The sequence below is a fragment of the Ancylomarina sp. 16SWW S1-10-2 genome, from assembly GCF_009669305.1.
Lineage (GTDB): Bacteria > Bacteroidota > Bacteroidia > Bacteroidales > Marinifilaceae > Ancylomarina.
This window is the reverse complement of record NZ_SADB01000009.1, coordinates 17,379-33,811: the sequence shown is the minus strand read 5'-3', so window position 1 is coordinate 33,811 and position 16,433 is coordinate 17,379. Positions and strand designations below refer to the sequence as shown.

Genomic DNA, 16,433 nt, shown 5'->3' with positions numbered 1-16,433 from the left:
CAAAAACACCAATACACATATATTAATACATATATACAAACACGTGTAGAATGTAATATTTTGATAACTTTAAAGTGCAGGCTTGTATGTTATTGTATGTGGTATGAGTAATTTTCTAATTCGAAAAAAATTATTTCTTATCAGGTAAAGAATGTGCAAACTTTTTTAAGCTTTCAATAAAATCCTTTTTCTTTCCCTCTGAGACTTCAATTTCCTTTCCATCCTTCAATATAATTCGACCACCTCGCCCCTTAATATATTGCTCTACGAAATTTAAATTAACCAAGTGCTTATTATGTACTCTGCAAAATAAATGCTCGGGAAGTATATCCATAAAATTAGATAGAGGTTTTGAGACCATTAAATCTTCTTTCTTATCAAGAAAAAAATCAGTATAAGATCCATTTGCTTCACATCGCACAATATCACTCAATTCAACCATTCTAAGACCGTTAGCAGTTGGGAGAATTATCTTTTTATATTCGTTTTTTAAACTATCATATAAAACCTTGAATTTTTCATCAAGAGTAACATCTTTCTTGGAATCTTGGAATCGGAATACGGCCTCTTTAAGCTCGGTATAATTAATTGGCTTAAGTAGATAATGTAAAGCAGAAAACTGAATCGCTTTTAATGCATATTCATTATATGCAGTTGTGAAAATCACTTCGAAGTTACGAGAATTAACTTGTTCTAAAACATCAAAACCATTACCATCGGGCATTGATATATCAAGGAAAACAAGCTCTGGATTTTCTTGATTAATAAGTTCTACGGCAGTCTTAACATTGCATGCGAAACCAATAACTTCAACATCGGGGCAAAATCTTTCCAGCAGTTTAAACAAAGAAGATTGACTTTTCATCTCATCGTCAACGATAATGGTTTTTATCATAGTCATACTTTTAGAATCGAAATATATAAAAAAGAGCCTTGAAGAAAGGTCTTTTCTAGAACTATTTTATGATTTAAGAAACAATATTTTCCATAAACTAGTTTCCAAAATTTACTTAAGTTCAGTAGCCACTTTTAGGTACGATGTTGCAAGTCGAATTTTATAATATGGTAATTCCTCATTCATATACACATACAAATCCTTGGTATTTAAAGAACCAGATTCACTAACTGCATTTTGAATACTTTCTAATTCATTAACATGCAAAAAGGATAAAATATCAATATCAGCTCCTTTTTCGTATAAAGATGCTAAATGCGAATATATTGTTACAGGATTAATATTTCTAATTTTTGCAATTTCATCTACCGAGTAGCCTTGTTTATAAAACTCATAGGTTTCATAAAACGATTGACTACTTTTTTTAGCTTCCTGGTTTTTACTTTGCTCAAACCCTAATATCTCATTTATAAAGAATTCCCCATACAATTGGTACTTACGTTCTCCAACGCCCGAAATCATTTTCATCTCGAACTCACTAGTTGGTTTTTCTTCAGCCATTTCATGTAAAGTCGCATCAGAAAACACCAAATATGGTGCAATTCTCGAAGTTCTAGATATTCTTAACCTCAATTTACGAAGTGCTTCAAATAAATCTTCTCTATAAATTTGTTTTGAAGGTTTAGCCTTATCAGGCGTTTTCAACACTTTTGAATTCATCGATGCCAAATGAACCAAATTGACTTTACGTCCACTAAATAAAACCTCCCTACTTTGCTCGGCTAATTTAAGTGCATTTCCTTCGTCGTATCCCACAGAAATATAACCAAGGTTCAAAAGCTGAAGCATGTATTGTTGCCAATCCTGATGTGATATATCTTTACCAGCTCCATAGGTTTTAACCTTATTGTAACCTTTAGAAATAATCTCTTGTCGAGATGAACCTCGCAAAACATCGATAACAGTACCAACAGATTCATGCTCCTTTAGTCTTACAACTGCAGAAAGTGCTTTTTGAGCGATTAAAGTTCCATCAAATTGCTTAGGTGGGTTTTTACAAACATCACAATTGCCACAATCTTCTTCTAAATGCTCACCAAAATAGCTAAGCAGAATTTTACGTCGGCAAATTTGCGCATCACAAAACTGCTGAATACGCTCTAATTTTGCGTTAGATACATCTTTCAATGCTGATTTTTCAATAAATTTACGATGAACAATCACATCTGCAAAACTATAAAACAAGAGCGTATCAGCCTTTAAACCATCACGACCAGCACGACCAATTTCTTGATAATAAGACTCTATATTTCGTGGTAAATTATAATGAATTACCCAACGAACATTCGACTTATCGATTCCCATACCAAAAGCAATAGTTGCACAAATAATTGGTATTTCATCATTAATGAAAGCATCCTGACGCTTGGCCCTTTCTTCTGGAGACAAACCTGCATGGTAATAACTCGCGTTTACACCAGCTTTGCTTAACTTCTCAGACAAGCCTTCGCAAGATTTTCGACTTAAACAATAAATTATACCCGATTGATGTGGACGTTGACGAATAAATCCTAATATACTTTTAAATTTATCTTTACCAGGAGCAACATTTAAACTTAAATTTGGACGATCGAATGACGAGAGAAATAGCTTTGGCTCATCTAAACCTAATTGTTTAACGATATCTTTTTGTGTTAAACTATCAGCCGTAGCCGTTAATGCAACAATAGGCACCAATGGAAATTGCTTTTTAAGATAAGCCATTTTCGAATATTCAGGACGAAAATCATGTCCCCATACCGAAATACAATGTGCCTCATCAATTGCAAAAAGATTAACCTTAAGCTGTAATAATAAATAGTAAAATTCTTCACTCACCAATTTCTCTGGAGAAACATAAAGTAACTTAATCTTACCTTTATGGATATCTTCAATAATCTCATTCTGTACATTAGCCGTTTGAGAGCTATTTAAAAAGGCCGCATTAACACCATTGGCTTGTAAACCTTCAACCTGATCTTTCATTAAAGCAATCAAAGGCGATACGACAATAGCAACACCTTCCATCATTAATGCAGGGATCTGAAAACAGAGTGATTTACCTCCACCTGTTGGCATAATTACTAAGGCATCATCACCATCAAGAATTGATTGAATAACTTCACTCTGCAATGGTCGAAATTTATCGTACCCAAAATATTTTTTTAATATGCGATTTGCCAATTTCATTTATCGAAGAAGAGTTTTTAATGGATACATCTAATTATTACAATCGTCAGAATTGAGAAAACAAAAGTAATGTCAAGTCTAAAGGTATACTAGTATTTACAGATTTAGTTATCAACAAAGACACAGCCTTAGTCAAAATAAAAAATCAGTCTTCACATTTAAGTATTTGCTCACAATTCTACATTAGAATATTTTAAAGAATCTACACAAAATGCAAACGTTTTAAATCATTTGCTTAAAAACGTATGATATTCACAAATACATGATAAAAATCATAACTAGAAGTGTCGTAAAAATCTATGTTTGCCACAAATTCTAACAAGAGAAATCAAACAACACAACAAAGCAATAATACGACAAAACATGAACGCAATTAAGTCCATTAAAGAGACTAATTTCCTTAAACAACGGCGATATGAAGCAGTTATGTTTCTAATCACGTTTTTTGGCATTTTTGGTTATGTTAGTCACTCCATGGGAGTAGCTAATATGCTAAATACGATTATGAACACAGCCTGGGATCTTCTTATGAACACCGTATTCTATATAATGGGAATTACTGTTTTATCTGGAGCGCTTGGTAAATTACTTATCGAATTTGGCGTTGTACGCTTGTTAGAAAAAATTCTAGCCCCACTAATGAAACCTCTTTTTAACCTTCCGGGTGTGGGAGCATTAGCGGGAGTCCTCACTTTTCTTTCAGATAATCCAGCTATTATCAGTTTAGCTAACGACAAAAACTTTAGTAAGTATTTTAAAAATTATCAATTGGTTTCCTTAACCAATTTTGGAACTGCTTTTGGAATGGGACTAATTGTGATGACCTTTATGTCGACACTTCAGATTCCAGGTAATGACGAAAACTTATTTATTCCAGCTCTTATTGGTTTTACTGGAGCATTAGTTGGTGCTATTGTTTCAACTCGATTGATGCAACGCTTAATTAAAAATGTGATTAAGCCTCACAAAAACAAAGACTTAAATGGCGCAACGGAGAAAATATCTTTCAAATCAGAAGGTAGTGTTTTCATTCGTTTTCTAAATTCGATTCTTGATGGAGGTAAGTCTGGTGTTGATTTGGGATTAGCTATTATTCCAGGTGTATTAATTATCTCAACCATGGTAATGATGCTTACATTCGGTCCTAAAAATCCTACTATTGGATACCAAGGTTTAGCTTACGAAGGCGTTACCTTACTGCCAGATTTAGCTGGTCATATTTGGTGGCTATTCGAAGGTTTATTCGGTTTCAAAAACCCTGAACTAATTGCATTCCCAGTAACCTCCTTAGGCGCTGTAGGAGCTGCTTTATCTCTTGTAAAAGCATTTATTGCCAAGGGAATTATTGATGGAAATGTAATTGCTGTATTTACTGCAATGGGGATGTGTTGGAGTGGATACTTAAGTACTCACACGGCTATGCTTGATACCTTAAATTACCGTGAATTAACATCTAAAGCTCTATTTTCTCACACCATTGGTGGTATTGTAGCAGGTTGTTTTGCTCACTACTTTTACGTCTTAATTATGCTATTCATATAGCACACTAAGTAATATAGATATACAAAGGCTTGTTGATTCAATATCAGCAAGCCTTTTTCTATTTAAGATATATTAATTCACATATTTAACAAAATTAAAAAATTCTTCTGTCTAACGCTCATCAAATAAAATTCACATAATTACATAATTTTCAATCCCGATAAATATCGGGATAACAGACTTACTTTTTCTGGAAATTTTGTCATTCTGTGAATAATAAAAAAGAAAGGCTTACTAATTTATTTTAGTAAGCCTTAAATATCATTATATTCTAATCTAATTATTCCATATGAACGACAGTGATACCTGAACCTCCCTGTTGAATTTTCTCATCAGTACAAGAACGCACCAGCTGAACTGTTTTCAAATAGTCACGTATTAAGGTTCGTAAAATACCATGCCCAGTACCATGTAAAATTCTAAACTCTGAGATATCTAACATGATAGACTCATCAACATGATCCATCACAATTTGAAGAGCTTCTTCTGCCCTCAAGCCTCTCACATCAATATCACGACGGAAAGTTAGCTTACGTTTAGAAATTCGCTCCTGAACCAAAGCCGAAGTCTGATTGTAAGTGTTACTTTCTTTTTTGGCTTGAGTTTTACTCACCTTAGTTAATCTATTCACCTTTACAGACGTTAACATGGCTCCAAAAGCAACCACTGCTGTCTTTTCATTAACCTCAATCACTTCGCCAACGGTACGCTGAGAATCTAATTTTACACTATCTCCTTTTTCAATAATACTAGGATCAAATTGCTTTTTATTTTGAGGAACAGCTTTAACTGTTACTGGAGCAGTTTCTTTCCCTCTAAATTTCTTCGCTTTATTTTCTCTATCCTTTAACTTTTGTATTTTTCGATTAATGCGAGCTTCCTCTTGCAAATCGCCTTGAGTAATCACTATTTTTTGTTCTTCAAATACTTTACGAACCTGTCGTGTTTTCTCTTTATCAGCTTTACTTTCCTTAATCTCACGAATCGTTTTCTCTATCGATTTATTAGCCTGATTTAAAAGCTGTTTTGCCTCCTCTTGAGCTTTAGAGATAATCTCTTTTCTCAAACTAGAGGTTTCCTTTAAATCAACTTCGTAACGTTCGACCAACTGTGCTAATTTCTTTTCGTTAACACGAATCTTATCACGTTTCCCTTCCCAATAGCGTTTATCACGAACAATATCGCGCAAGTGCTTATCAAAATTGATATGATCTCCACCAATTTTTTCAGTAGCCGATTTTAGAATTTCCTCGGGCAAGCCAATCTTACGAGCAATCTCAAAAGCAAATGACGAACCGGGTTTTCCTACTTCTAGTTGAAACAGTGGTTGCATTTTATGAGAATCGTAAAGCATAGCACCATTTTCGATACCATCAGCTTCCGAAGCATAATGTTTAAGACCAGTATAGTGTGTTGTAATGACGCCACGAACTTGCTTTCTGTTCAATTTATCGAGAATAGATTCAGCAATAGCACCACCAAGAGCAGGCTCTGTACCCGTACCAAATTCGTCAATCATCATCAATGTTTCAGCATTTGAATACTTCAAAAAATGCTTCATATTCATTAAGTGAGAACTATAGGTACTTAAATCATTCTCCATAGATTGTTCATCACCAATATCGATGAAAATATTATCGAAAATACCCATCTTCGATTTTTCACCCATCGGAACCAACAAACCACATTGGAACATATATTGCAATAAACCCATAGTTTGCAAGCAAACCGATTTACCACCAGCATTGGGTCCCGAAATTAGGACAATTCGCTGATTATCATTTATCTCTATATTTAAAGGAACAGCTTCTCTACCTTCACCTTTCAAAGTTAAATAAAGTAAGGGATGCACTGCTTTTTCCCAGAGTACGCTTGAGGTTTTTACTATTTGAGGCAAAAGACCATTTACTTGAATAGCAAATTTTGCTTTCGCTCTAATAAAATCTATTTGTGCTAAAAATTCATAGGATAAAAACAAATCATCAACATAAGGACGAACCTGCTCCGTAAACTCACGTAAAACCTTAATCATCTCACGACGTTCTGCATATTCTAGCTCACGAATTTCATTGTTTGTTTCTACAATTTCAGCAGGCTCTATATAAGACGTTTTACCTGTTGCCGACTCATCGTGAACAATACCTTGCACCTTACGTTTGTAAGCCGAAGATACAGGGATCACTGTTCGTCCATCACGAACCGAAAGAGATACATCATGATCAACCCACCCATCCTTTTGAGCAGCACGCAAAAGAGATTGCATCCGCTTTGAAATAGATGATCGTTTCTGATTTAAACTACTACGGACTTGCAATAGTTCTTGCGATGCATTATCCTTCATTCGACCATGCTTAGTCAATATAGCATTTATTCTATCGAAGATATAAGGGTATGTTTTCACATTTCCTGTTAACCTCATAAGATAAGGATAACTGCCTTCTTCCTTATTCTTGAAAAAACGTAGAATAGCTGAAATAGACTCTAAAGAACGCTTTAAATCGAACAGTTCTTCAAGTTCTAAATAAGTACCATCAATTCGAATCTTCTTTAAACTTTCACGTACATCAATAAAATGTCCTAAAGGAAAATTATCCTCTTCAAGACAAATCGTTTTAAATTCGTTGGTTTCGTTAACCCGGCGAGTAACACGCTTAAAAGATTCAGAAAATTTCAGTCCATCAACTAGATCTTTCCCCAGTTGACTTAAGCATTGTTTCTTTAATAGTTCTCTAAGCTTATCGAACCGTATTTTCGTTTCAAAATTATCTGGATATATCACGCGCGTTTTTACAATCTTAGTTATTTCTTCTGCAAAATTAACAAAAGAGCTCGAAGAGGCAAAAGGACTCTTTTAAATATTCCAATTATAAATTTCATCCTAAATATATTCATTATCTATCCATAAAGTTTTCAGGTTTTAGCCATATAATTAAAGCGCTTATACCACAAAGCAAACATATCCAAACACTTTAACCTCATTAACACGATAATATCAGCATAACAATCTACTCCCAATATTGACCAATTAGACTATTCATTTTCTAATAAAACAGATAAGACATGGTTTCACAGACAAATCGTCAACCTATTTTTCAAAAATGGAAATTCCTAAATTGATAGAACAAGACGTCATATTTTTAATGATATCGTATTTATTGCTATTCCATCAGTTCATTATAGAGGTAAAGCATGAATAGATATACAAGAATACAGTGAAATAAAGAAGATGGCTCAATCGAATTCTATTATACCCTATGAGGATACCAACACAGGGAACCTTTAATCGTTTTCTTCTTCCTAGATGCAAATGAATTCAAAACTGTCTCCTTTCGTCGATAATGTTAGTATATAAGGTATAACGAAAATGTAAATATCGATGGAAAAACAATAAGAGAATCAAGAAATAAAGGCTGCAAAACAACACTCATATTGTGAAAGCATCTGTCGCTCAAAATAAACTTATTCTTGGACAAGTTAAAACAGAAGAAAAATCTAATGAGATACAAACAATTACTTAATAATCGAAGACTATATAATTACCCTAATGAAACTTCAGAAAAACATCGCAAAGAAAACTGTAAAAAAGAAAGCAAATTATATTCTTGCTGTTAAGGAAAAACAGAGAAAACTCAAAGAGGATATTCAAAATCGTTTTTGAATTTTTCCGCAAAGGATTGCGACAAAAATCTTAATTATGATCATGGTGAATAGAAACAAGTAAATAAAACAAGTTTCTATATTACCTCCACTGCACTTTTCAAATCTAAATAAAAAAGCACTAGATAAAAGTCGATGTTAAATTAGGATTTTTTTTTAGAAAAAAAAATGCCAAAAAAAATAAATTAACATGTTCTAAAACTAATGCATAAATAGGCGTGTTTGGGCACTCTCGCATAATAATAATTTTAACTTTAGACAGTTAGAATGAATAATAAAACACAGTATTAATTAACAGATAATTTTTTTTATGCACAACGTAAACATCTTCTTACAGGGATTAGAACAGTACATTGGAGGGAGCCAGTGGTTTATATTTTTATTACTTGGAACAGGTATATTCTTTACCATATATCTTAAATTTCCACAAATACGATTTTTTAAACACGCCCTCAAAGTCGTCTCGGGTAAATACGACAAAAGTCACCACAAAGGAGATACTTCTCACTTTCAAGCTTTAACCACAGCCCTTTCGGGAACAATTGGAACAGGTAATATTGCTGGTGTAGCTTTCGCTATTTATCTTGGTGGTCCTGCCGCATTATTCTGGATGATAGTAACTGCAGTTATTGGTATGACAACCAAATTTGTTGAGGTTTCTTTATCTCACAAATACCGTGAGGTCGATGAAAAAGGTTTTATCTCTGGAGGACCGATGTATTACATGAAGAACAGACTGAAAATGCCTTGGTTAGCTGGATTTTTTGCTGCCATGACAATTATTTCTTCTTTTGGACAAGGTAGTTTTCCACAAATTAATTCAATTTCGAATTCATTATTTTCAACTTTTGGAATTGACAAAGTATTAACCGGAGCCGTGCTTGCTATCTTACTTGGTGTAGTTATTTTAGGTGGTATTAAACGTATTGCACAGGTAACTGAAAAATTAGTACCTACTATGGCTGTTGTCTATTTTATAGGTGCACTTGCTGTTATCTTCTATAATATCGAAAATATTGGTCCTGCTTTTGCTTCAATATTCTCTACTGTATTTACAGGTACTGCTGCTGCTGGAGGTTTCTTAGGTGCTAGTTTTGCCTATGCTTTTAATCGTGGTGTAAACCGAGGCCTATTTAGTAACGAAGCTGGTCAAGGTTCTGCTCCTATTGCCCATGCTGCTGCTCGTACAGACGAACCAGTTTCTGAAGGTATGGTTGCCATTTTGGAACCTTTTATTGATACTGTAATTATATGTACTCTTACAGGTTTAGTTATTCTTTCGTCAGGTGTTTGGAAAGAAAAAATTCATAATCAATTTCAAGCTACAGATATGACTATTATGGCTGATGTTTATGATGATACTGTTAAGGCTGATCAAGACAAACTATATAAATTCTTAGCTCATGAAAAGGAACTTCCTCGTTTTAATGGAGACCTACAAGTTGTAAATGGACAAATTCAAAATTCACTGACTGTTATTAATGACCGTTCTGTTGCTGAGCAAGTTTTAGTTTATAATGAACTAGATTCTTTATTGACAGGAACTGTTAATGTTGTTAACGGAAATTACACAAACGATGACGTACACTTTAAAGGAAACTCTCTAATTCATTCGGCTCCATTAACTGCTGAAGCGTTTACTAGAAGTTATTTTGGAGAAGCTGGTCGTTGGATCGTTTCAATTGGTCTATTACTATTTGCTTTCTCAACCTCTATTGCTTGGGCATACTACGGTGGTCGATCAGTTACTTATTTATTTGGTGCAAAAGGTGTATTACCTTATAGAATTATCTATTGTATAGGATTTTTTGTTGCAGCCTTTGCTGACACAACTATCATTTGGACATTATCTGGTATAACCATTGCGATGATGACTTTCCCCAATCTTATTGGTATTCTAATGCTTAGAAAAGATATGAAAGGTGAAATGAATAGCTATTGGTCTAAGTTCAAATCAGAACATCCTAACGATTAAGTTTAAATATAACATTTAGAAAAAAGCTGCACTTCAGACTCGTTTAGAGTTAGAAGTACAGTTTTTTTTTATTATCATCAAGTACATCTTCAAAAAAACAAACTCAACTTCCATCAATAAAAACACCTCGAATTTTCTGAGACTCATTTACCTCTGTTTTAAACCATTTAATGGGATTAAAAATTAAAGGAATACGTGATAAAAGGATTCACTAACTAAATTATTTTCAATCTTATTTTCCCAACTCTCATTCCGAAAAAGACAATTGGACTTTAACCACACAGAATAAGGTCAAATAAATGATATTATCATGATTGAAGAAACTGTTTATTGGTAGATTAAATTTATAACAGGTTATTGATAAGACTTAATGATTGATGGCACTGTTAATTTGTATAAGTAATTAGCCTACAAACATCTCTAACTATATTCTTCGTTAGATTTTTTTTATCGTACCAACATTAAATCGTAAATTAGACAGACGCATCTATTTACAAATCAACTTAAACCCTAGCGGATAATATGAGATTTTTATTTTCTCTATTTATAATTCTGTTTACAACAAGCACTACTTGGGCTCAGACGAGTGTTATTAAAGGACGCGTATACAATCAAATAAACAACGAACCCATTCCTTTTGCTAATATTGCAATTGCCAACAGTACATTAGGAACAACTGCTGATATAAATGGAAACTACCGTTTTGAAAAACTTAAACCTGGAAGCTATAATTTAGTTTGTAGCAGTATAGGATTCGAAACCCATTACTTTTACGAAATTATTGTCAGTCCATCTAAACCCAATACGCTTAACATCCCTCTTCTTGAATCGAACCAAAAACTTTCCGAAGTTCTTGTTACAGCTCCTGCTTTCAATAAAACAGAAGAAAGTCCTTTAAGTATGCGCACCATTAATGCAACTGAGATCTTTCGTCATCCTGGAGGCAATCGAGATATCTCCAAAGTAATACAAGTTTTTCCCGGAGTTGCTTCCTCACTTTCCTTTCGTAACGACATTATAGTAAGAGGTGGAAGTCCCAACGAAAATAGATTTTATTTAGATGGCATTGAGGTAACCAACATCAATCATTTTGCCACACAAGGCGCATCAGGCGGACCAGTAGGCATGATAAATGTCAACTTTATAAGAGAAGTTGATTTTTATGCGGGAGCCTTTCCTGCAAATAAAGGGAATGCCTTAAGTTCTATTCTCGATTTTAAACAACGTAAAGGAAATGACGAAAAACTATCGGGAACTTTAACTGTAGGATCGAGTGACTTTGGTTTAAGCCTAGAAGGCCCATTGGGTAAAAAATCAACATTCATACTCTCTGTTCGACGTTCTTACTTACAGTTTCTGTTTAAGGTACTTGATCTTCCTTTTTTACCAACCTATAACGATATGCAATTCAAGCAAAGCATTAAGCTTGATTCCAAAAACGAAATCACCTTGCTAGGACTTGGAGCAATTGACGATATTGAACTGAACACATCAGTAAATAAAGGCACGCCCGAATCATCGAGAGATATCCAGAATCGATATATCGTTGCCAACCTACCTGTAAATACCCAGTGGAATTATACAGTTGGAGCAAAATGGCTACATTACTCAAAAAATAGCTACCAAAGCCTCATCATAAGTCGAAGCCATTTAAATAATGAGGCCACAAAATATAAAGGCAATATTGAACGAGCTGATTTATTACTTCTAAATTATAAATCAGAAGAGATTGAGACTAGACTAAAATTTGAGAGTACAAAAAGGCTAAAGGGTTGGAAATGGAATATAGGTGGCTCAATTGATTTTGTAACTTACACCAACTCGACTTTTAATAAAAAAGAACAAAATGGAGAGTCTACGATTGTAGAATTCGATTCAAAAATCAATTTTGCTAAATATGCCCTATTCACTCAAATTAGCCGAAAAGTTCTAGATGATAAACTAAGTTTATCCTTTGGCTTTCGCAACGATTTTTCTGATTACTCAAGTACTATGAATAAGCCATTGGAGCAATTTTCACCTCGTCTTTCTGCTTCTTACGCCATTAATCCTAAATTAAACCTCAATTTTAATGTGGGACGTTATTTCCAACTACCGGCTTTTACTGTTATGGGCTTTCGCGATAACGAAAATAATTTAGCGAATAAAAAAACAACCTACATTCAAGTAGATCATTTGGTAGGTGGTATAGATTTCAACCCAACACCCTATTCAAAAATAAGTATCGAAGGCTTTTACAAAAAATACAATAACTATCCTTTTCTTTTAACCGATAGTATATCTATGGCCAATTTAGGAGGCGATTTTGGAGTTATTGGTAACGAGGCTGCAGAATCAACATCCGAAGGTCGTGCATATGGCATAGAGATTCTTTTACAGCAAAAGTTAAGCTCTTCTATTTATGGTCTTATTTCATACACATGGGTTCGAAGTGAGTTTAAGGATAAACATGGATTATATCGTCCTTCATCGTGGGACAATAGACATATTTTAAATATTACCGCAGGCAAGAAGCTAGCGCGCAATTGGGAAGTTGGGATGAAATTCAGATTACTGGAACCAGCTCCTTATACACCTTATAATGTTGAACTATCAGCTCAAAAAGAGATCTGGGATATCACCAATCAAGGCATACCAGACTGGGATCGTTTAAATGAGAAACGCAACTCTACATTTCATTCCCTAGATATTAGAATCGATAAAAAATGGTTCTTCAAAAAGTGGTCCCTAAATGCCTATGTTGATATTCAAAACATCTATAATTTTAAAGCTGACACGAGACATTATCTTGACATTCTTCGTGACAATAATGGAAATTTAATAGAAGGCCCTAATGATTCTAACAAATACTACACCTACGAAATTGACTATGAAGCAGGAACTATTCTACCATCGATTGGTTTAATGATAGAATTCTAAGTAAAGCTGACATTTATAAAAATCACTATTTTAATTATTAATCTTAATATGAATAAACTATGAAAAAATTAATTGCAGAATTTATCGGAACACTTTGGCTCGTTCTCGGAGGATGTGGAAGTGCAGTATTAGCAGCTGCTTATCCTGAATTAGGAATTGGCTTTGTAGGCGTAGCCCTTGCATTTGGTTTAACCGTTGTAACTATGGCCTATGCGATTGGTCATATATCTGGCTGTCATCTTAACCCTGCTGTTTCTATTGGCTTATGGGCTGGTGGTCGCTTCGACAAAAAAGAACTATTGCCCTATATTATTGCTCAGGTATTGGGAGGTATAGCAGGTGCAGGTATTCTTTATTTAATTGCCTCAGGCAAACCTGGATTTGAATTAGGTGGTTTCGCTGCCAATGGTTATGCCGAACACTCACATGGAGGTTACAGCATGCTCTCTGCATTAATATGCGAAATAGTGATGACCTTTATGTTTCTAATCGTAATACTAGGAGCAACACATTCCAAGGCTCCAAAATATTTAGCTGGCTTAGCTATAGGATTATCTTTAACATTGATTCACTTAATCAGTATTCCCGTTACAAATACATCAGTAAATCCAGCACGTAGTACAAGTCAAGCTATTTTTGTAGGAGATTGGGCAATTGATCAGTTATGGCTATTTTGGTTGGCTCCAATAGTAGGTGCTCTTATTGCAGGTGTGGTGTATAAATATATGTCTCCAGAAACAGAATAATAAGCGCTTAAACTAAAATCGCTTAAAAATGAAAAAGGCAGGTCCCCACCTGCCTTTTTCTTCTAACCCAAAATTAATTTTCAATATGAATTTAACCCTAAATCCTTATATAATTATATTGAAACATTCAATTCAATCATTGCGTTAACTAACCACTAACTACGCTCCTGAATCGGTGTGCAAAGATATGAAAAATTTACAAACTACCAAACAGTTTAATTTATTTTTTAAATATGTCATTCAACTCCCAATAATAGGGTGTTACAAAGCATATATTTGAAATAAGCGCGTGTATTATACAATAATTCAAAAAAAAATAGCTGCCAAAGGCAGCTATTTCATTTTAAGCAGTTCAACTATTAATTGAATAGTTCATCTTTAATATTTTTATTAATCTCTAAACTAGTAATGGTCAAAGGCATTTCCTGAGGTCCCATCTTAGTAATTGTCGAAAATGGAAATCTCAAGCCTTCCACATCGGTATATTTATCATAGATCATAGTAACAGACATACCATTTTGTTGTGCTACAGTCTTTAATTTTAAACCGGTAGCTGCACTATAAAAGTCATATTTTGTTGTACCGTCTACACCATCAACCTCCAACTTATATGCTTTCTTTCCATCGATCATTTCGGCACCAACAATTTTTGTAGTAAATCCTAATTCTTCAAGATCGAGCTCTGCAAACATATGGGCTTGCATTTTAAACCCTTTCAATTGTTCAGCATTGGCAACACTCTCATGACCTTGAGCAACTATTTTTGCAGAAGTTCCATTGTATTTGATGGCTTGCATAACCTGTCCATTCATGACCATAGACATAGAAAACTTATCATTATTCTTATATGCTTGATCAACACTAATAACCATAGGTCCCATTTTCATTTCGCCTTTCACACTCATGTCTTTAATGCTTTCAAGTTTTTCACGACCACCAATAGCATTAATATAACTTTCAACCACAGCATTAGCTGTTAAACCTTCTGGAATAGCATTAGGATCGACCTTAACGATATCACCTTTATAGTCATATTCTTCAACAACCCCTTTAGAGCTTAGCTTAGCTAATCTCTCTTTGTATTTTTTATCACCAACTACTAAATAAACAGCGTTATTAGGATCAATATACTTTTTAGCCATTGCTTGAACATCGTCCAAAGTTACCTTATCTAACTTCTCTAAATAAGTAGCATAATAGTCAGCAGGTAAATTGTCGCGTTCAATAGCCATTGCAAAACTTGCAATAGTTGAAGGCGATTCAAGAGCTCTAGCAAAATCTCCTGCCATAGCTGCTTTTGTCATATTTAAATGATCTTGAGTCAATTTAGTATCACGAATACGATCTATTTCAACTACCATTTGAACAAGTGCACTATCAGTAACTACAGACTTAACATTAGATGTTGTTCTAAAATTCGCAACTAATTTATCACTTGAAATACTAGAATAAGCTCCATAAGTATAAGCCTTATCTTCACGCAGATTTTTAAATAATAAACCTGAAAAACCAGAACCTAACATAGAGTTCATAACTCTTGAAGGAATCACATCAGGATCTCCCTTTTTAAGTTCAAACGTATTAATAATCTGAACCAACGATTGAGTCGCAGCATCTCTATTTGCAAGAACAACACGTTTGCCAATCATTTTAGCTGGCATATCGTACTTGAATGTAGGAACATCAGCTTTTTCCCATTTCCCAAAATATTTCTTAACCAATTTCTTAGCTTCCTTAGTCGTAATATCACCTACAATTGCCAAAATTGCAACATTAGGTTTAAAGTAAGTAGCATAGTAATTTTCACAATCACCTAAAGTAATATTCTTAACCGTAGCTTCAGTCATCACATCACCATAAGGATGATTTTTACCATAAAGAATTCGACTTCTCAAATTAGAAGCAATAGACTTAGGATCATTTTTAGAAGATTCTAAACCTGATAAAGTTTGCTTTACGATTTTATCAAACTCTGCTTTTGGAAAAGAGGGGTTCAATGTAACATCTGCCATTAATTCAATAATATTTTCTTTATAGCGAGACAAACCACCAGCGCTAACTCCGCCAGCTGATGTATTTATATCTGCTCCAATAAAATCAATTTCTTCAGCAAGTTGAGCATCTGTTCTTGTGGTTGTTCCTGTTCCCATTAACGAACCAGCAAAAGAAGAAAATCCTGCTTTATCACCTTCAACAATAGGATCGATATTTAGATTTAATGAAAAGCTTACATGAGGTATTTTGTGATTTTCTACAACCAAAACCTTCAAGCCATTTTTTAGGGTAAAAGAATCGTAATCGCCCAACTGCACTTTAGGTGCTGGCCCCGCAGCGGGTGCTTTTGTTCTATCCACTTGTGCATGAACAGATGTTACCATACAAATAGCAACAAGTATAAATAAAAATTTATTTAGTTTTTTCATCATTTATAATTTATGTGTTAAGGCCTAAACCTATCCCAATAAAATGG

8 protein-coding genes and 1 pseudogene are annotated in these 16,433 nt (G+C 34.1%); 5 read left to right on the top strand and 4 right to left on the bottom strand.

Features of this window, described 5'->3' with window-relative positions:
• Positions 1–130: 130 nt before the first annotated feature.
• Together EMN46_RS08970 and recQ are read right to left on the bottom strand one after the other, a co-directional pair.
• Entirely contained in the window at positions 131–895 is a 765-nt protein-coding gene (locus tag EMN46_RS08970) for a LytTR family DNA-binding domain-containing protein (RefSeq protein ID WP_195715229.1), read from the bottom strand.
• A 111-nt stretch (positions 896–1,006) separates the two neighbouring features.
• Complete coding sequence (gene recQ, locus EMN46_RS08965; RefSeq protein ID WP_154200468.1) at positions 1,007–3,124, bottom strand: DNA helicase RecQ; 2,118 nt, start codon at positions 3,122–3,124, stop codon at positions 1,007–1,009.
• Positions 3,125–3,487: 363 nt separating this feature from the next.
• Between recQ and EMN46_RS08960 the strand changes: the two genes are divergently transcribed.
• A complete protein-coding gene (locus EMN46_RS08960) occupies positions 3,488–4,666 on the top strand; it encodes a nucleoside recognition domain-containing protein (protein WP_154200467.1) in 1,179 nt (392 codons plus the stop codon).
• Between the two features lie 280 nt (positions 4,667–4,946).
• Here the strand turns inward: EMN46_RS08960 and EMN46_RS19940 are convergent, their stop codons facing one another.
• Positions 4,947–7,445, bottom strand: coding sequence for an endonuclease MutS2 (locus EMN46_RS19940; protein ID WP_368667512.1), 2,499 nt, complete (start codon positions 7,443–7,445; stop codon positions 4,947–4,949).
• Between the two features lie 667 nt (positions 7,446–8,112).
• Between EMN46_RS19940 and EMN46_RS19935 the strand changes: the two are divergent.
• From EMN46_RS19935 to aqpZ, 4 genes and pseudogenes are all read left to right on the top strand, one after another.
• Positions 8,113–8,279, top strand: a pseudogene (locus EMN46_RS19935) (ISAs1 family transposase); the annotation flags it as partial.
• A 354-nt stretch (positions 8,280–8,633) separates the two neighbouring features.
• Entirely contained in the window at positions 8,634–10,298 is a 1,665-nt protein-coding gene (locus EMN46_RS08950; protein ID WP_154200466.1) for a sodium:alanine symporter family protein, read from the top strand.
• Positions 10,299–10,820: 522 nt separating this feature from the next.
• The gene (locus tag EMN46_RS08945) at positions 10,821–13,217 is read left to right on the top strand and encodes a TonB-dependent receptor (RefSeq protein ID WP_154200465.1); all 2,397 of its coding nucleotides are present in this window, start codon (positions 10,821–10,823) and stop codon (positions 13,215–13,217) included.
• A 59-nt stretch (positions 13,218–13,276) separates the two neighbouring features.
• Entirely contained in the window at positions 13,277–13,963 is a 687-nt protein-coding gene (gene aqpZ / locus EMN46_RS08940; RefSeq protein ID WP_154200464.1) for an aquaporin Z, read from the top strand.
• A 359-nt stretch (positions 13,964–14,322) separates the two neighbouring features.
• Here the strand turns inward: aqpZ and EMN46_RS08935 are convergent, their stop codons facing one another.
• Positions 14,323–16,386, bottom strand: coding sequence for a pitrilysin family protein (locus EMN46_RS08935; RefSeq protein WP_195715228.1), 2,064 nt, complete (start codon positions 16,384–16,386; stop codon positions 14,323–14,325).
• Positions 16,387–16,433: the final 47 nt, after the last annotated feature.